16 protein-coding genes and 1 tRNA gene are annotated in these 17991 nt (G+C 62.6%); 9 read left to right on the top strand and 8 right to left on the bottom strand.

Going from position 1 to position 17991, the window contains the following annotated elements; all coding sequences use genetic code 11:
* The first annotated feature begins 54 nt into the window (after positions 1 to 54).
* The gene (gene cax / locus H156_RS0114900; RefSeq protein WP_017365143.1) at positions 55 to 1140 is read left to right on the top strand and encodes a calcium/proton exchanger; all 1086 of its coding nucleotides are present in this window, start codon (positions 55 to 57) and stop codon (positions 1138 to 1140) included.
* Positions 1141 to 1200: 60 nt separating this feature from the next.
* Here cax and H156_RS0114895 read toward each other — a convergent pair whose 3' ends face one another.
* The 4 genes from H156_RS0114895 to H156_RS0114880 form a co-directional block, all read right to left on the bottom strand.
* Entirely contained in the window at positions 1201 to 2493 is a 1293-nt protein-coding gene (locus H156_RS0114895; protein WP_036246582.1) for an alkaline phosphatase PhoX, read from the bottom strand.
* Positions 2494 to 2696: 203 nt separating this feature from the next.
* Positions 2697 to 2770 (bottom strand) — tRNA-Gly (locus tag H156_RS0114890).
* A 57-nt stretch (positions 2771 to 2827) separates the two neighbouring features.
* Complete coding sequence (locus H156_RS0114885) at positions 2828 to 4033, bottom strand: competence/damage-inducible protein A (protein WP_017365141.1); 1206 nt, start codon at positions 4031 to 4033, stop codon at positions 2828 to 2830.
* Positions 4030 to 4971, bottom strand: a complete 942-nt coding sequence (locus tag H156_RS0114880; protein ID WP_026045913.1) for an AEC family transporter — start codon at positions 4969 to 4971, stop codon at positions 4030 to 4032. The genes H156_RS0114885 and H156_RS0114880 overlap by 4 nt, the downstream gene beginning before the upstream one ends.
* Before the next feature lie 155 nt (positions 4972 to 5126).
* Here H156_RS0114880 and pyrF point away from each other — a divergent pair, with 155 nt between their 5' ends.
* The 3 genes from pyrF to H156_RS0114865 all read left to right on the top strand — a co-directional run bounded on the left by pyrF (position 5127) and on the right by H156_RS0114865 (position 7603).
* The gene (pyrF, locus tag H156_RS0114875) at positions 5127 to 5855 is read left to right on the top strand and encodes an orotidine-5'-phosphate decarboxylase (protein WP_017365139.1); all 729 of its coding nucleotides are present in this window, start codon (positions 5127 to 5129) and stop codon (positions 5853 to 5855) included.
* 63 nt (positions 5856 to 5918) lie between these two features.
* Positions 5919 to 6644, top strand: a complete 726-nt coding sequence (locus tag H156_RS0114870) for a sulfite exporter TauE/SafE family protein (RefSeq protein WP_036246580.1) — start codon at positions 5919 to 5921, stop codon at positions 6642 to 6644.
* Between the two features lie 17 nt (positions 6645 to 6661).
* A complete protein-coding gene (locus H156_RS0114865) occupies positions 6662 to 7603 on the top strand; it encodes a sigma-54 interaction domain-containing protein (RefSeq protein WP_010960391.1) in 942 nt (313 codons plus the stop codon).
* 63 nt (positions 7604 to 7666) lie between these two features.
* Here the strand turns inward: H156_RS0114865 and feoB are convergent, their stop codons facing one another.
* From feoB to H156_RS0114850, 3 genes are all read right to left on the bottom strand, one after another.
* On the bottom strand, positions 7667 to 9454 hold the full coding sequence (gene feoB / locus H156_RS0114860; protein ID WP_010960392.1) for a ferrous iron transport protein B: 1788 nt from the start codon (positions 9452 to 9454) through the stop codon (positions 7667 to 7669).
* Positions 9454 to 9696 carry a FeoA family protein gene (locus tag H156_RS0114855; RefSeq protein ID WP_010960393.1) on the bottom strand — a complete coding sequence of 81 codons (243 nt, stop codon included), beginning with the start codon at positions 9694 to 9696 and terminating at the stop codon, positions 9454 to 9456. Before H156_RS0114855 ends, feoB begins: the two co-directional genes overlap by 1 nt.
* A gap of 133 nt (positions 9697 to 9829) precedes the next feature.
* Positions 9830 to 11056 carry an argininosuccinate synthase gene (locus H156_RS0114850; RefSeq protein WP_017365137.1) on the bottom strand — a complete coding sequence of 409 codons (1227 nt, stop codon included), beginning with the start codon at positions 11054 to 11056 and terminating at the stop codon, positions 9830 to 9832.
* A gap of 294 nt (positions 11057 to 11350) precedes the next feature.
* On the opposite strand from H156_RS0114850, the gene H156_RS0114845 reads away from it, so the two are divergent.
* Positions 11351 to 12868 (top strand): multicopper oxidase family protein, encoded by a 1518-nt coding sequence (locus H156_RS0114845; RefSeq protein ID WP_036246578.1) that lies wholly within the window; start codon positions 11351 to 11353, stop codon positions 12866 to 12868.
* Positions 12869 to 12904: 36 nt separating this feature from the next.
* Here the strand turns inward: H156_RS0114845 and H156_RS0114840 are convergent, their stop codons facing one another.
* Positions 12905 to 14221 (bottom strand): sigma-54 interaction domain-containing protein, encoded by a 1317-nt coding sequence (locus H156_RS0114840; RefSeq protein WP_017365135.1) that lies wholly within the window; start codon positions 14219 to 14221, stop codon positions 12905 to 12907.
* Positions 14222 to 14386: 165 nt separating this feature from the next.
* On the opposite strand from H156_RS0114840, the gene H156_RS0114835 reads away from it, so the two are divergent.
* The 4 genes from H156_RS0114835 (at position 14387) to H156_RS0114820 (ending at position 17980) form a co-directional block, all read left to right on the top strand.
* Positions 14387 to 15106 carry an MBL fold metallo-hydrolase gene (locus H156_RS0114835; protein WP_010960397.1) on the top strand — a complete coding sequence of 240 codons (720 nt, stop codon included), beginning with the start codon at positions 14387 to 14389 and terminating at the stop codon, positions 15104 to 15106.
* The gene (locus H156_RS0114830) at positions 15103 to 16008 is read left to right on the top strand and encodes a sulfite exporter TauE/SafE family protein (RefSeq protein WP_017365133.1); all 906 of its coding nucleotides are present in this window, start codon (positions 15103 to 15105) and stop codon (positions 16006 to 16008) included. Before H156_RS0114835 ends, H156_RS0114830 begins: the two co-directional genes overlap by 4 nt.
* 131 nt (positions 16009 to 16139) lie before the next feature.
* Complete coding sequence (cydP, locus tag H156_RS0114825) at positions 16140 to 16406, top strand: cytochrome oxidase putative small subunit CydP (RefSeq protein ID WP_017365132.1); 267 nt, start codon at positions 16140 to 16142, stop codon at positions 16404 to 16406.
* A complete protein-coding gene (locus H156_RS0114820; RefSeq protein ID WP_017365131.1) occupies positions 16403 to 17980 on the top strand; it encodes a cytochrome ubiquinol oxidase subunit I in 1578 nt (525 codons plus the stop codon). The genes cydP and H156_RS0114820 overlap by 4 nt, the downstream gene beginning before the upstream one ends.
* Positions 17981 to 17991 lie beyond the last annotated feature (11 nt).

Raw genomic sequence — 17991 nt, 5'->3', positions numbered from 1 at the left:
TGCGGGGACAGGCGTCGGCAATGTTCTGCGGGATCGGGATATGTCGTCCAATTCATGAAGTTTCTTCTGGTCTTCATCCCGCTGGCCGTCATTTTCGAGCATTTGGCCTCGGTGCCGGCGGGTTTTCGGTTCGCGGCGGCCGCTCTTGCCATCATCCCGCTGGCCGCGGCGATGGTGGACGCCACTGGACGGGTATCCCATCGGGCGGGCCCGGCGGTTGGCGGTCTGCTCAACGCCACTTTCGGCAACGCTCCGGAGTTGATCATCTCGCTCATGGCCCTGCGTGCGGGGCTGATCGAAGTCGTCAAGGCGTCGATCGTCGGAGTCATTCTCAGCAATCTCTTGTTCGTGCTCGGGCTGGCCTTCCTGCTGGGAGGATTGCGTTTCCATGTCCAGAAGTTCAATCGGCATGGCGCGCGGATTCAGCGGGCGGTATTGATGGTCGCAGCCATCAGCATCGTGGTGCCGAGCGTGTTCGACAATTTCATACCGCCGGAAATGATCGATCGCGAAGACGGCCTCAATGTCTGCGTCGCGTTGGTGCTTTTGGCGACCTATGCGATGAGCCTGGTTTTCATGCTGAAGACTCACCCCGATTATTTCGTGTCGGAAGAAGCCGCTCCGGACGCGAATGTCGAGCCGGGCCGTACGGACGCCAAGTTAGCCGTGGCGCATCTGGCGATCTCTTCGGCAACACTCGCGATGATGAGCGAGATACTGGTCGGTTCGATCGAGGAAACCGCGGCCGGCCTCGGTATGTCGAAAGCATTCATCGGCGTGATCATTCTTGCCTTGATCGGCGGCGCTCCGGAAAGTGTGGCGGCGGTGACCGTGGCCCGCAGGAACAAACTGGATCTCACCATGGGCATCGCTGTCGGCAGCAGCGTGCAGATCGCGCTGTTCGTCGCTCCGGTGCTCGTGTTGGCCAGTTATTTCATCGCGCCCCGGCCGTTGAACCTGATGGTGGGTAATGCCGGCATCATGATCATCATGCTTCCGGTTCTGTTGCTGTCGATGTTGGTCGGAGACGGCCGGTCGAACTGGTTCAAAGGGGTGCAGCTGTTGAGCGTGTACCTCCTCATCGCGCTTTTCTGCTTTTTCCTCCCCGATACGCCGGGTACGTCTTTCTCCAGCCCTTGACGCAGCGGACAAAAAAGCGGTCCGGGGACCGCTTCTTCGGGATGACGGGGAGATGCCGCGTCAATGGCCATGCTGCCCGGTGATCGCCATGGTCTTGTCGTTGCCCGTGGCCGACTCGTGGACGTTGACGTACAAGGTGCCGGCATCGGCGCCGAAATAGATGCCCGTACCCGTCGCCTCGGCATCCTTCAGCGAGGCGAAAAGCTTCACGCTACTGCTCAGGCCGTCGGCTTCCGTATGGGTATCAGCCACCCAGATGTCGCTCGGCTGAGTGTCCTCCGTGATCCAAAGTTTCCCGTCGGGTCCCTCGGCCAGAGTTTCCGGGCGGAAGAAACCGCTGATCCCGGCCGCTGCATTTTGGGCAGGAACGTTCTTACCGACCTCGACGAAATAGCTGACCTTGGGCTGGTTGCCCAGCGTGACGGACAGGATCACGCCGGGACCGTCGACGCCGTCGATCCGGGGTTCGCACTTCACCGCCACGTACAGTTTCTGGCCGATCAGTTCGATGTCCTCCGGATTGCAATAGGGTGTCGCATTGGCGGCGCGAGCCGCTTCGTGTGCATCGATCCGGGCCCGTTTCATATCGAGCGGGACCCATTTTGCGGCGCCGGTCTGGCCCCCGGTCTTGACGCGGAGCGCATACAGTTTGCCCTTGCTCAGGTTGCCGCGCTTTTTCGGCACGAATTTATAGATGTAACTGTCGCGGTTCGAGCTGGACAGGTAGACATTGCCCTTGCGGTCGAACTCGACCGCTTCGTGCCGGACCGCCCCCAGCGAGGGCAGGGCGGTCACCGACTGGGCCACGGTCGGGTCGTCCTTGTTGAGCTTCAGCTCGTAAACGAGGCCCCGTCTGGCATCGGGATAATCCGGATCGGGATATTGCGGCTCGTCGGTTTCCTCGGCGAACAGCAAGGACCCCCAGGGCGTCCAGGTCAAGCCGTCCAATACCTCCCAGTCGGCGCGGGTCGCCAGCAGCCGGGTCGCGCCGGTTTCCAGGTCAACCACCGAAAGCGCACCCCCCGTGGTCCCGTCCAGATGGGTGTCCTTGCCTGGATAGGTTTCATGGGTGCGGTAGAGGTAGCGGCCTGCCTGCGGGCCGGTTTCGTTCGTGACGATAAAGGCCGGCCGGTCGTTGAGCTGGTAGACGTTCAGATCGGTTTCATCCGAGACGACGCGCTGGGAATAGCCGTCCGGAATGAGCCAGGGTACGGCGTCGAGGACCGTCTTGTCGGTCGTGGATTCGGCGTAGGCCGACGCGGGAATCGGGTCGAAGTCCATTGCTTCGGCTTTGGCAGCGCCGACGTAGCTGCATATTGCAGAAGCCGCGACGGTGGTAAGGATGTTTCGCATCAAACTATCTCCGCTGTTGTCTTTCTTGGCAGCCTTCCGTTGTTCCCAAAATGAAAAACGCGCTACGGTGAAATGGGTTGGCTGATACGAAGGGGTTAGAGTGGATGTTCCGGGAAACGTTCCGCTGTGGTGTGGGCAGTTGGCGTGCTGTCCGGAAACGAGGAGGATGCGACGCCGATCCGGCCGCTCGCCGTGAGTCGATGTGGAGCGGGTGATGGGAATCGAACCCACGCTATCTGCTTGGGAAGCAGAGGTTCTACCATTGAACTACACCCGCCTTTGCGGAAGCCAACAGTAGCATTGTAGGGCGTTTCTGGCAATCTCCTCGTACCGTTCAGGGAGCAGGCAGCGAGCGGCGCAGAAAGTCCAGGGCCAGCGCTGCGCTCAGTGCTCGCCGGTATCCGGGATTTCCGGCCAGGCTGTGCCGCACCCTGGCGGTTCCTACCTCGGAGGCGACCGCGATGACCAGTTCGGACGGATTTCGCGGCGATTCCATGCAGGCCAGCGCGTGGCTCGTGCCGTGCCGCCTGCGCAGGTGTGTGGCGATCGCTGCCACATCCAGAGGACCGTCGGACAGGCCGTTGCCGGGGGACAGTTCGAGGTGCTGGACGACGGCCCGGCCGTCGGGGACGACCAGCCCGTAAGTCCACCAGGAGAAGGCACCGCAGAGTTGGGCCAGGTGGCCGCGGCTCACGGTTTCCAGTGTCGCCAAGCTGGCGTCGGTGTGGCGCATCAGCCGGTCGACGCATTCGATCAACGTGCCCCCCGGCCGCTCCGGCGTATCGATGCTGAAGACTGCAGTCCCGATGGCGCGCCGTATTTCGTCGATCAGCAGATCGCGTTCCGGGGCCGGGAAATCCGCCGGGAACAGCAGCTTGACGTGGTTTTCCGGCGGAACGGTGCGAAAGCCCAGCTTGATCCCGGGCGGCAATGCGAAGGGATCGAGCCGCTGCTGGAGGGTGGATTCCCCGACACCGAGCACTCGTAGGGTGACCCGTTGCATCGGTCGGGTGGGGAAGCTCGACTGGATGTCCGCCTTCACGAGGCGTTCGAACATGAATTCCATTTCGTGGGGGACGCCGGGCAGAAAGAAAAACCGGCAGCCGCCATGATCCAGTGCGAAACCGGGCGCTGTGCCACGAAGGTTGTCCAGCCGCCGTGAGCCTTCCGGCAGAAATGCCTGCTTACGGTTCGCCGCGGGCATGGGGTCGGCCCGGCCAGCGAACCAGTCCTGGATCTGCCGCAGGGCCTCCGGATCTTCCTTCAGGGGGCGGGCGAAGGCTTGGGCTACCGCTTCCGCCGTCAGGTCGTCGAGGGTGGGACCCAGGCCGCCGGTGCAGACGCAAAGGTCCGCGCGTGCAGCGATTTCCCGGAGAACTGTGGTCAGGGTGTGGACTTCATCGCCCACCGTGGTATGCCGCGTGACGGCGAATCCGAGTTCCGTCAGCCGTTCCGACAGCCAGGCACCGTTGGTGTCGGCGATCTGGCCCATTACCAGCTCGTCGCCCTGGGAAAGGATTTCGGCCTGGGGCTGCGTCATGCCGGGCTTCCGATGAAGGTTCCGAGCAACAGGTGCCAGGCGGGCAGAGACACTAGGGCAAGCAAGGTGGTCGTCGTTGCGAGCATTGCATACAGCCCCGTATCCAGCCGGTAGCGGTCGCAATAAACGATCCCCAGCAGCATGCTGGGCATGCCTGCCTCCAGCACCAGCGCGGCGCGGGTGTCTCCGGCAATGCCCAGACCGTGGGTCAGGCTCAGGCCGAACAGGGGCAGGGCGATCAGTTTCAGTCCCGATGCCAGGGCCACCAGCCGAGTGTTTTCCTTGCGCCAGGAGTTCCATCGCAGACCCAGCCCCAGGGCTAGCAGCATGAGGGGGGCGACGGCCGAGGCGGCGGTTTCCAGGAGCGGTTCCAGGACGGCTGGCCGTGGAATGCCGAAGTCGCCGAGCATCAGAGCCGCGAACGCCGTCCAAAGCGGGGGATTGAGTAACAGCGCCCGGAGCGCAGTGGAAAGATTCGCCCGCACTTCACCGTAACGGGAGGCGATGTACACGCCCAGCGTGAAGACCAGCGGAGCGGTGGAAAACAGATCGATCTGGATGACGATGGGGCGGGCGAGTTCCGGGCCGAAGAGCCGTTCCAGCACCGGCAGTCCCAGAAAGGTCACGTTGGAGAAGGCGATGCCGAGCAGGGTCGCCCCCGTTTGCCGTCGGTCCAGGTGCAAGGCCCGGTCCAAGCATAGCGCCGCGCTGAGGCCGAACAGGACGGTCGCCGCCCCGAACACAGATATCTTCCATCCCTGGGGATGTGCGCCGCCGCCCCAAAGCGCGGACAAGACGAGCGCGGGAAGCAGGGCATTGAAGACGAGACCGGTCACGGCTCGACGCAGGCGTTCGGGGTCGACGCCGAGAGGCTGAAGCCGTTGCAGGGCCATGCCGCAAAGAATCAGGGCGCTCATTTGCGCCAGTACGCCCGTCATTGAGATGCCGTCCGGAAACCGCGATGTGCCCATTTTATCGGCAGTCGCCCTCATTGGGGGCGCAAGGGTCCTAGGCAAAGCACGCCGTTGGCTCCATAATTCGCCATGACGGCGCGAAAGGCGCCGTTTTTCTTGACTGCCCCGACGAACCCGACATGCCGAATTTCCTTTCGAACAAGCCCATTCCCGTGGCCGATCGCCTGATCATGGCGCTGGACCTGCCGGATGTCTCCGAAGCCAAGACCTTGGTGGAACGCCTCGGCGACGCCGTGAGCTTCTACAAGGTGGGGCTGGAGCTGTTCATGTCCGGCGACTGTTTCGCTTTGGTGGATTGGCTCAAGGCCAAAGACAAGAAGGTTTTCGTCGATCTCAAGTTCTTCGACGTGCCGGAGACCGTCGGCCGCGCGGTCAAGGCGCTGAGCCGGCGCGGGGTGGATTTCGCCACCGTGCACGGCAACGATGCGATCATGGAGGCGGCGGCCCGCAACAAGGGGAGCCTCGGCATTCTGGCGGTCACGGTCCTGACCAGCCTGGACCAGGGGGATCTGCGTGATCTCGGCTTCCAGTGCGACGTGCAGGAACTGGTCTTGTCCCGTGCCCGGCGCGCCCTGGCAGTGGGTTGCGACGGGGTGGTGTCGTCCGGGCTCGAGGTCCCGCTGTTGCGCGGTGAGATCGACCACAAGCTAATGGTCGTGTCGCCCGGCATCCGGCCTGTCGAAAACCGTCCTGAGGACGACCAGAAGCGGGTGGTGACGGTCGATCAGGCGTTCCGCAACGGTGCCGATTACATCGTGGTGGGCCGGCCGATCCGCGATGCAGCCGATCCCCGCGAGGCCGCCCAGCGGGCACAGGCGCAGATCCGCGACGTGTTCGCGGCGGGCTGAACTCGGTGGCCGGGGCGTTTCGGCCTGTCGGCCCCTGGGCATTTCTGGTATCGTTTCGCTCCCATGCACCCTATCGAACAAGCTTTTGGCACGTCCTATCTGGTCGCTCTGCTGATGGGACTGTTCAGCGCACTGCACTGCCTGAGCATGTGCGGCTCCATCATTGGATCACTGACGCTGAGCCTGCGGCGGGAGATCCGTGACAACAAGGGCTTGTTGATGCCTTTCGTGCTGAGTTACAACATGGGGCGGATCACCAGTTATGCGATCGGTGGCCTGATCGCCGGACTTCTGGAGCATGTCCTGTCCATCCCCCTGGGCGAGGGGCACGGACACCGCGTATTACAGATCCTCTCGGCGCTGGTGATGCTGGGCGCGGGGTTGCACATCGGAGGCTGGTTTCCCCGTTTCGCCTACATCGAAAAAGGCGGAGCCCTGTTCTGGAAGCGCATCGAGCCGTACGGACGCCGGCTGATTCCGGTGGAGACCCTGCCACAGGCTTTCTTCTTCGGCATGGTCTGGGGCTGGCTACCGTGCGGGCTGGTCTATACGGCGCTGGCGCTGGCCGCCACCACGGGGGACGTCGTCCGGAGCACTTTCACCATGCTGTCGTTCGGCATCGGGACTTTGCCGGCGGTGGTCGGTGTCGGTATAATGACCAGCCTGCTGGTGCGGTTATCGCGGATGCAGAAATTCCGTCAGATCGCGGGGATTACCCTCATCGTACTGGCAGTGCTGGCCGCTTTCCCGGGCTTGAATCCGCTGGTGCTGCACCACCTCGAATATTAAGAAAGTTGGGTGAGGTTATGTTTGATACACTGATTGGACAATCACCGAGCTTCGAAGCGCTCACCAGAAGCGCAAAACTGGTCGCGGCGACCGATGTCACCGTCCTCATCGTCGGCGAGACCGGAACCGGCAAGGAGGTTCTGGCCAACGCTCTTCAAATGCACAGTCCCCGGGCGGAAAAGCCGTTCGTCACACTGAATTGCGCGGCTCTTCCCGAGGCGATTGCTGAATCCGAGCTTTTCGGCCACCGTCGGGGTTCATTCACCGGCGCGGTCTGTAACCAGACCGGCCGCCTCCCCGCCGCCGATGGCGGCACGCTGTTCCTGGATGAAGTGGACTCTTTGTCCCTGCCTTTGCAGGCAAAGCTCCTGCGTTTCCTGGAAACGGGCGAAATCCAGCCGGTGGGTGAAACCCAGACCTACAACGTGGACGTGCGCATCATTGCCGCCACCAACGCCAACCTTCACGCCAAGATCGAACGCGGCGAGTTCCGCAAGGACCTCTATTACCGACTGAACGTGGTTCCCCTGGAAATCCCGCCACTGCGGGAACGGATGGGTGACATCGTCCTGCTGTTGCAGCATTACATGGAGCGGTTCGCCCGCGAACACGGGCTGGCGCCCGCGACCTTCAGCAAGGCGGCATTGAACCGCCTCTGCAATTACAGCTGGCCGGGCAACGTCCGGGAACTGCGCAACGTCTGTGAGCGGCTGTCGATTCTGCTGGCCGGCCGGGTGATCGAGGAAAGCAACCTGCCCCTCGAAATCACCCATCGGGCGCCTGCCACCAAAGGTCTGTTCCCGTTGCCCGACATGGGCATCGAACTGGAACAGGTGGAAATGGATCTGATCCGCCAGGCCTTGAACCGGACCAACGGCAACCGCAGCCGTTCCGCCCGTCTGCTCGGCATTTCTCGGGACACACTGCTCTACCGGATGCAGAAATATGGCATCCATTGACCACCGTCCCGGTCGCCGCACGAAAAAGCCCGCATTACGCGGGCTTTTTCGTCCGAACGTCCGTCAGAACCCCAACGAGCGCGCGCCCTGATAGAACACGAAGCTCGTAAGCCAGGCCAGCAGCAGCGACCAGAATATGGAGCCAAACATGAACGCACGGCTTTTCGACTCGGTGCGCAGGGTGGCCACTGTCGACAGGCACGGCAGATAGATCAGGGTGAACAGCATGAAGCTGTAGGCCTGCACCCAGTCGAGCCTCTGTGCCATCAGTCCCATCAAAGCATCGCCTTCCAGTCCGTAGATGGCGGCAAGCGAGCCGACCACGATTTCCTTGGCGATGAAACCGAAGATCAGAGCGAGGCTCAGCTGGGCATCGATGCCGATGGGGGACAGCACTGGTGCCAGCCAGGCGGCGATGTGACCCGCCAGCGTATCCACGCCGCCGGCCGGAACATCGGTCGGAAGATGGGTGAGCAACCAAACCGCGACCACGCCGGCCGTGATGAACTTGGATGCGCGTCTCAAGAAATGCCGGACTTCATGCCAGCCGCGCAGGAAGATCTGGCGCCAGGTCGGCAGGCGGTAGGGAGGAAGCTCGATGACGAAGGGTTCGTTGCTGACGAACCGGTTTTTGAACGCTACCGCGGTCGTCAGTGCCGTCGTGAAGCTCAGGAGATAAAGGCTGAACAACACCGCCGGCGCCGTTTCCACGGTGAACAGTGCCGCCGTGATGAACAGGAACACCTGCAGCCGCGCCGAACACAGCGAAAACGGGATCACCAGCATGGTGAGCAGACGCAGGTCCCGTGAGCGCATGACCCGTGTCCCCATCAGTGCCGGCACGTTGCAGCCGAAGCCCATGAGCAGCATGACGAAGCTGCGTCCGTCCAGCCCCAGTCGGGCCATCAGGGCGTCCATCAGAAAAGCGACGCGCGACAGATAGCCGCTGTCTTCGATCAGGGTCATCACCAGGAAGAACAGGATGATGATGGGCACGAAGGCGGCCACGGTACCGACACCACTGTAGATGCCGTCCAGAAGCAGTCCGCTGGCGAAGGCCGGGAGGCCGGCCGTCAGCGGTTCGAGCCAGAGTGTACGCAGCTCCGTCAATGCCCAGGCCACCCCGTCCTGCATCGGTTTTCCCAGCGTGAAGATGAATTGGAATAGCAGGAACATGAACAGGAAGAACAGCGGGAGTCCTGCCCAAGGGTGGAGGAGGAGGCGATCGATGCGCGTCGTGGCGTTTTCCGGCAATCGTCTTGGAACCCGGACCGCGGCACGCATGACGGCAGCGGCCGCCGTTTCGATCTGGTGGTCCTCCGAGAAGGTCTGCGCCACGTCTGGCGGGGCATGGGCGGTGCCTGAATCGAGGGCCCGCAGCAGGGTCTGGGTGACGCTCTGGAAGCCATTGCCGTACTTTGCGCTTAGAAGGATCACTGGCATGCGCAGCAATTCGGCCATCCGCCGGGCATCAATGCTGATCCCCAGATGGCGGGCTTCATCGGCCATGTTGAGTAGCAGGACGGTAGGCAGTCCGAGCCGCGCGACCTGGAGCGCGAAAGGGAGCTGGCGGTCGATCTGGGTGGCGTTGAGTACGACAGCGACCAGGTCCACCGGGTTGTTCTCCAAAAAGTCACGGACCACCTTCTCGTCTTCGGAAAAACCGTGGAAGCTGTAGATGCCCGGCAGGTCTACCACTTGCGCGACCGTGCCGCCGAGGATAATCCTCGCGCTCAGCAGGTCGACCGTGATGCCCGGCCAGTTGCCGACCCGGGCGGATGCTCCGGTCAAGCGGTTGAAGAACGTGGATTTGCCGGTATTCGGCATGCCGACCAGGGCGATTCTCTTCATCAGGCTGTCTTGGCGATGACTCGGATTCTTTCGGCGTCGCTGCGCCGCATGATGATGTCGGTATTTCCGATCCGGACCTGCAGGGGGCCCTTGAACCGGCCGTGGCGGACGACGGCGATGGGCTTCCCGACCCGGAAACCGAGGCCGACCAGGCGGTGGTAGAGGGCGCCTTCCGCACTGATGGCACGGATGATCGCCGATTCGCCTTCTTTGAGACTGTTCAGGTTCAGGTTGGAATCCATAGGCAAACCCCGCAAATGATAATTATTCTTGAATATATCATATCCACGGGATTTGGCGAGGGCGGCGTTTCGTCACAGCCGCGATATTGTGTTTCCCGGCGCGGCTCGCCGTGCCGGGGCGGCATCTTGATGGTTATGCGAAGCTCGCGCCTTTCCGGCCGGCGATGCGCAGGCGCAACGCGTTGAGCTTGATGAAGCCTTCCGCGTCCTTCTGGTCATAGGCGCCACGGTCGTCCTCGAAGGTGGCGATGTTCATGTCGAACAGGCTGTTGGACTCCGACTTGCGGCCGACGACGCTGACGTTGCCTTTATACAGCTTCACCCGCACTACACCGTTCACCAGTGCCTGGGAGGCATCGATCATCTGCTGCAGGATCCGGCGTTCCGGGCTCCACCAATAGCCGTTGTAGATCAGGCTGGCGTAGCGTGGCATCAGCTCATCCTTGAGATGGGCGACTTCCCGGTCCAGCGTGAGGGACTCGATGGCGCGGTGCGCCTTCAGCATGATGGTGCCGCCGGGGGTCTCGTAGCAGCCGCGCGATTTCATGCCGACGTAACGGTTTTCCACAATGTCGAGCCGGCCGATGCCGTTGGCACCGCCCAACTGATTCAGGCGGGCCAGAACCGCCGCGGCTGTCATCCGTTCGCCATCGATGGCGACGATGTCACCGTGTTCGTAGGTCAACTCGACATAGGTCGGCCGGTCCGGAGCGTTTTCGGGCGAGACGGACCAGCGCCACATGGTTTCCTCCGGCTCGGCCCAAGGGTCTTCCAGGATGCCGCCTTCGTAGGAGATGTGCAGCAGATTGGCATCCATGGAATAGGGCGAGGTTTTGCCGCGCTTCATTTCGATTGGGATGCCCCGGCTTTCGGCATAGGCCAGCAGGGTTTCGCGCGAGGTCAGTTCCCACTCCCGCCAGGGGGCGATGACGCGGATGTCCGGCCGCAGGGCATAGGCGCCCAGTTCGAAGCGCACCTGGTCGTTGCCCTTGCCGGTGGCGCCGTGGGCGATGGCATCGGCGCCGGTTTCGTTGGCGATCTCGATCAGGCGTTTGGCGATCAGCGGGCGGGCGATGGAGGTGCCCAGCAGATATTCGCCTTCATAGATGGCATTGGCGCGGAACATGGGGAAGACGAAGTCACGGACGAACTCCTCGCGTAGGTCGTCGATGTAGATTTCCTTGACGCCCATGGCCTGGGCTTTGGCGCGGGCAGGCTCGACTTCCTCGCCCTGGCCGAGATCGGCGGTGAAGGTCACGACTTCACAGCCATAGGTTTCTTGCAGCCACTTCAAAATGACCGAGGTGTCGAGGCCGCCGGAGTAGGCCAGAGCGACTTTCTTGACGTTTGAGCTTGACATGATGGGGCGAACCGCGCGGTTACAGGACGAAAATAACCAATTATAGCGTGAACCGTGACATCGATCTTCCGCAAATTCTGCTTGCCGGGCGCGGTTTCGGGGTGAGGCAGTTCACCTTCCTGATCGAGGGAAATCACGTGTTCCCTCCGGATCGAAAGGCGGCCAGGAGGAGAGAAGCCTTTGATTCATCTGATCACGGGGGTGTCGTCAGCGGATGGTTCGATATCTGCATCCAGTGTTCTGGCCCTCGTGGTCATTAATGTCAAATCTATCCAAATACATAAAATTATAAAAATGACTAAGACAACAAGAACCCGGAATATCGTACTGACGGCCGTGACGATGGCCGCCGCCGTCTATGCCTCTCCCGGAGCCGCCATGATGGGCGGCGGATGCATGATGGGCTGCACATCGACCACCGTCATCGACCCGCCCCGCGGAGCGGCGTTCGCCGATCCACCGACGCTGCCCAATCTGTCGATGACCCCGGGCGTCGTCGAAGTCAACCTGGAAGCGAAAATCGCACCCGTCAACGTCAACGGGACGACGGCAAACCTGCAGACTTACAACGGCTTCTTCCCCGGCCCCACCATCAAGGTGAAGAAGGGCGACATCCTGAAGGTCCATTTCAAGAATTCGCTGCCCTATAGCGGGGTGAACGACATGGGGATGCCCCGCGACATGACCAATCTGCATACCCATGGCCTGCACGTCTCGCCCGCCGGGAACGCCGACAACGTCCTGGTGCATTTCCCGTCCGGTGAGACCTTCGACTACGAATACGATCTTTCGCTTCACCGGGGCGGGAACCTCAACTTCTATCATCCGCACGTACATGGCAATGTCGCGGAACAGGTCTGGGCAGGCCAGGCGGGAGCGCTGGAGGTGGCGGACGAGGGAACGGCGCTCTCGGGCTACGAAACGCACATCCTGGTCCTGAAGGACATCACTCTCAGCGGCGGCGCGCCGGAAGCCCACACGTCGGCGGACTTCATGAACGGCAAGGAAGGCGACACGATGCTGGTGAACGGCCAAGTCAACCCGGTGCTGGCGATGCGGCCAGGGCAGGTGCAGCGCTGGAAGATCGTCAACGCCAGCAACGCGCGGTTCTACAAGCTCAGCCTGGGCAGCCATTCGCTGCGGGTGGTCGGCACGGACGGCGGCCTGCTGGACAAGCCCTATGCGCAGAGCACCGTGCTGCTGTCGCCGGGCGAGCGGGTGGACGTCCTGGTGAAGGCTTCGAGCACCAAGGGTTACTACAAGTTGCAGGCCTTGCCATACAACCGGGGGGCGGGCGACTCGGCCAATCAGCAGATCACCCTCATGACCGTGAACGTCACCGGCTCATCGCTGAGCCAGAACCTGCCGGCGATGGTCGATCCCAGCGCGACTCGGCTGAACGTGCCGGCCAATGCGGTCACCCGGCAGATCACCCTGAGCATGGGGATGGGCATGATGGGCGGTGGCTCGGCCTCCATCAACGGCATCGCCTTTTCGGACACCGAGGCCTATACCATCGTTTCGGGACGTGAAACCTACGAGGTGTGGGAAATCTACAACAACAGCATGATGGACCATCCCTTTCATCAGCACGTCAACCCGGCGCAGGTGATTTCCATCAGCGGCGGCGATTCGGCCTACAAATCACTGTATACCACGACGCCGGCCTGGAAGGACACCGTCATCGTGCCGGCCATGGGGAGTGTCAAACTGCTGGTGCCGGTGAAGGATTACGGCGGTGTCACGGTGTTCCACTGTCACATCCTCGAGCATGAGGACATGGGTATGATGGGGCTGTGGGACATCCAATAGGGAGCCCGGAATCCGGGGCAGGGCTGCCCCCTTCCGTCACACGCCCAGCTTCTTCCTTTTGCGCCATAGCGTCGCCCGGCTCATCTGCAGCAGCCGGGCGGCCTGGTCGATGCGCCCGCCGGATTGCCGCAGCGCCGTGCGGATGCGATCGGCCTCATCCGGCACGGCTTCCATGGACGTTTGCGGCCCGGCGCGCTCGTCGCGGAATTCGGGCGGCAGATCATCGAGTTCCAGCACCTCCCCCCGCCCCACGGCGAAGGCGTATTCCACCACGTTCTGCAATTCGCGCACATTACCCGGCCAGGCATGGTCGAGCAGCCGGCGCATGGCATCGGGGTCGATGCGGACGATGCGGCGCAGGCCGCGGGCATTGTGCCGTTCGATGAAATGCCAGAGCAGCAGGCCGATGTCGCGGCGGCGCTCACGCAAGGGTGGCAGGAAGAGGGGGACTACCCGCAGACGGTACATCAGATCCTCGCGGAAGCGGCCCTCGCGCACCGCATCCCGCAGCGAGCGATGGGTCGCTGCCACGATCCTTACATCCACGCTGAGCGTGCGGTCGCCACCGACCGGAACGAAGCTTCGTTCCTGAAGCACGCGCAGCAGCTTGGCCTGCAGCTCAAGCGGCAGTTCGGCGACTTCATCGAGGAACAAGGTGCCGCCGTCGGCGCGCTGGAACAGCCCGGCATGGCTGCGCACGGCGCCGGTAAACGCGCCGCGGACATGCCCGAACAGTTCGCTTTCCAGGAGTGAGGGTGCCAGCGCGGCACAATTGACCGCGAGAAACGGCTCCCTGGCGCGGTGACTCTCGGCATGCACGGCGCGGGCGACCAGTTCTTTGCCGGTGCCCGATTCGCCGCGGACCAATACCGTGGCCTCGGTTTCCGCGACATTGCGGATGAGACGGAACACCTGTTTCATCGCCGGTTCGCGCGTGAGCAGTCCATGCAAGATCTCGACATCGGCTTCCGCCAGAGGGGTACCGATGGTTTCGATCGCGGTGAGTACTTCCAGGCGGCCCCGGGCGGCCCCTTCCCGGTCCCGGAGGGGATGGTACCGGCGTCGCAACAGCAGCGCCGAGCCATCCGCCCGCTCGACCCGGATTTCGTCCTCGCCTCTGCCGTCGTCAGCTCGAGGGGGGCCATAGCCGGGCAGCAGCCGGGCGATGGATTCGCCGGTCGCAAATTCACCCGTGTGGCCCGTCAGCTGCTCGGCAGCCGAACTCCAGTAGCTCACCCGCTCCTCCTCGTCCAGGAGGTAGAGGGCGCCGGTGCATTCGAGTCCGGCCAGCGCATCGAGCAGGCAGCGTGTGTCGAGGGGGAGACCGGAGGGGGTATCGCTTCGACGTTTCATAGTGTTTCATGAATCGTAGCACGTGTTTCATGAGCGTATCAAAAAATGAAACGTCCTCCGGAGCAATTCCACTGGTTTGTCATGAATCATGTGATCAGCGCTCGTGGCACGACTTTTGACTTCCTTAAAAATATGTGAGACGAGGATTTTTTGCTGGAGGGCCGGATGATTTTCAGACAGCTGTTCGAGACCGATACTTCGACTTACACCTATCTATTGGGTTGTGAACGTACCCGTCGCGCCGTGCTGATCGATCCAGTGGACACCCAGGTCCCGCACTACGAAGGGCTATTGCGCGGACTGGGACTCAGGCTGGTCTACACTTTGGAAACCCATGTGCATGCCGATCATGTCACCGGTGCTTCGCTCCTCAGGGAACGCCTGAACAGCAAGAGCGTGGTGCACAGAGACGCCGGAGCCGGTTGCGCGGACCTGCTGGTGACCGACGGGGTACCACTGCAGGTGGGTGATCTGGAATTCGAGGTGCGTCACACACCGGGCCATACCGCCGGCTGCGTGAGCTATGTCATGAGCGACCGGGTTTTCACCGGCGACGCCTTGTTCATCGATGGCTGCGGCCGCACTGATTTCCAGGAGGGCGACGCCGGGACGCTCTATGACAGCATCCAGCGCCAGCTTTTCTCCCTGCCGCCGGAAACGCTGGTTTATCCGGGACACGATTACCACGGCAACACGGTCAGCACGATCGGCCGCGAGATGGTCCGGAACCCCCGCTTGGGCGGCGGCAGGAGCAGGGAAGAATTCATTGCGATCATGCGTGCTCTGGAACTGGATTATCCGAAATACATCGATCGTGCGCTGCCCGCCAACCAGGCCTGTGGACGGCTGCCGGCGGCGGATCCTCATGGGTTGATCAGCCGATGACCTGGGCGCTAGTGTCGGCTCTGGGGATCGGGCTCCTTCTGGGACTATTGGGCGGGGGCGGATCGGTGCTGATGGTGCCGATGCTGGTCTATGTCGCCGGTTTCGGCCCGAAAGAGGCGATCACGACGTCGCTCGTCGTGGTCTGCCTTACCAGCTTGGCGGCGCTGGCCGGCCATATCCGGGGCGGCCGGGTCTGCTGGAAGATGGGAGCGGTATTCGGCCTGGCGGGAATGGCGGGCGCCTACGGCGGCGGCCGGACCGCTGCGGCGTTGCCTGGCGGAATTCTGCTGATCCTGTTCGGACTGGTGATGCTGGCGACCGCGGTCGCCATGCTGCGAGGACGCCGCGGCGATGCGGTTCCTCCGGGCCGGGCACCGCAGTGCCCGTTGCGGTTGCCAGTCTTGGCCGTTCTGTTTGATGGCGGAATGGTCGGAGCTTTGACGGGACTGGTCGGGGCGGGCGGCGGCTTCATGGTCGTGCCGGCGCTCAACCTGCTCGGCCGTTTGCCCATGCATGCGGCTGTGGCGACGTCGCTCATGGTGGTCGCCATGAATTCGCTGGCGGCCCTGTTGGGCTATGGCGGGCATGTCCAAGTCCGCTACGACCTGGCCGGGCCGATTGCCGGCGCAGCAGTGGGCGGCAGCGTGGTGGGCGGATGGCTGGCCGCGCGCGTGGGCGGAACGACCTTGCGTCGGATGTTCGGCGGATTCGTCGCGCTGATCGCGGTGTTCCTGCTGTACCGTGAGCTCACGCCGGAAAGGCTGGAGGCGGTCGGCGGGCTGGTGGCGGCTCACGCGGATTTTTTCCGCGGCGCCACGGCTGTGTTGGTGGGGATGTTGTTGTCCCGGCTGCGTGGATGGCTCCACACACGCTACTTCGGCACCGGTCGTACGGCCCATTAGAGGGAGGACGGGCCGATGCCGGAACAGGATGCGGGTCGTGTGGTGAAAATCCCGAAAAGGTGTACGATTGGCGCATTCGCGCCAGCCGGCCGCGGCTAGCGGCCTGATTCCGACGGTATGCGAGGGATCTCATGAAGCCATACGACGGATTTCGCTTCGTCTCAACGGCCGCGCAGCAGGTGGATGCGGCCGCGTTTCGGCGCGTGGGCGCACCGGGCCGGCGTTCTTCGCTGGCGCGGGAGCTCACGCTGGCGTTGCTGTTCAAGATGATCGTGCTGACAGGATTGTGGGCGCTGTTCTTCCGCTCACAGCCGGAAGGCCGGGAACCGCCGTATCCGGCGATTCTGATCGGTTCCAGTCCCCTTTCCTCTGCCAACCAGGAGGCGCTCAAGCCATGATCGGTGAAGACATCGTCAACCTTTCCAGGCTGCAATTCGGCCTGACCGCGCTCTACCATTTTCTGTTCGTGCCGTTGACCTTGGGGCTGGCTTTCCTGCTGGCCATCATGGAATCGGTCTACGTGATGACCGGCAAGGAGGTGTACAAGGACATGACCCGCTTCTGGGGGAAGTTGTTCGGCATCAACTTCGCCATGGGAGTGACGACCGGCATCACCCTGGAATTCCAGTTCGGCACCAACTGGTCCTATTACTCGCACTACGTCGGCGATATCTTCGGCCCCATCCTGGCCAGCGAAGGCTTGGTGTCGTTCTTCCTCGAATCGACTTTCGTCGGCCTGTTCTTTTTCGGCTGGGACCGCATGAGCCGGGTGCAGCATCTATCGGTCACCTGGCTGCTGGCGCTGGGCACCAATACTTCCGCGTTGTGGATTCTGATCGCCAATGCCTGGATGCAGCATCCGGTGGGCACGGAATTCAACTACGAAACCCTGCGCATGGAGCTGACCAGTTTCGCCGAGGTGTTCTTCAATCCCGTGGCCCAGGTCAAATTCGTGCATACGGTCGCGGCTGGCTATGTCACCGGAGCGATGTTCGTCCTCGGCATATCTTCCTGGTATCTGCTGAAGGGGCGGGACGTCGGTTTCGCCCGCCGTTCCTTCTCGATCGCGGCGGCGTTCGGACTGGCTTCGGTTCTCTCCGTCATCGTGCTGGGCGATGAGAGCGGCTACACCGACGGCGAGGTGCAGAAGGTGAAGCTGGCGGCGATCGAGGGTGCTTGGGATACCGAGAAGCCGCCGGCAGCGTTCACGGTGGTCGGATTCCCGGATCAGGACAGGGAGGAAACCCGCTATGCATTCAGAATACCGTACGTGCTCGGCCTGATCGCCACGCGTTCCATCGACGAAGAGGTCAAGGGACTCAAGGAACTGCGGGCGTCCAGCCTGGCCCACATCCGCAGTGGCCAGATCGCCTATGGGGCGCTGGAGAGGATGAGGGGAGGGGACGCCAGCCCGGCGGTGAAGGCGGATTTCGAGCAGCACAAGGCCGATCTGGGTTTCGCCCTGTTGCTTGCCAAGTATACGGACCGCATCGCCGGGGCGGGGGAAGACCTGGTGCAGAAGGCGGCCGCCGATACCATTCCGAGCGTAGCGCCCTTGTTCTGGACTTTCCGCGTGATGGTGGCCTGCGGCTTCACCCTGCTGTTCATCTTCGTGATGGCCTTCTATTACTGCGCGGTGCGGGTGGCGGACCGCAAACGCTGGCTGCTGAAGCTGGCGGTCTGGTCCATCCCGTTGCCTTGGATTGCGGCGGAAACCGGGTGGTTCGTCGCCGAGTACGGCCGCCAGCCATGGACCATTTCCGGTGTGCTTCCCACGCACCTGAGTACCTCCTCACTCAGCACCGGGGATCTGTGGTTCAGCATCGCGGGTTTCGCTTTCTTCTACACGGCGCTCCTGGCGATCGAGCTTTATCTTATGGTCAAGTACGTCAAGCTCGGCCCCAGCAGCCTGCACACGGGGCGATATCATTTCGAGCGGCCGGCGGCGGCGCTCTCCGGTTCAGCAGTCTGATGCGCAGCGGG

This window comes from Methylococcus capsulatus str. Texas = ATCC 19069 (assembly GCF_000424685.1).
Taxonomy (GTDB): Bacteria; Pseudomonadota; Gammaproteobacteria; order Methylococcales; family Methylococcaceae; genus Methylococcus; species Methylococcus capsulatus.
The sequence above is the reverse complement of the archived record's forward strand: the minus strand, read 5'-3'. Positions and strand labels throughout refer to the sequence as shown.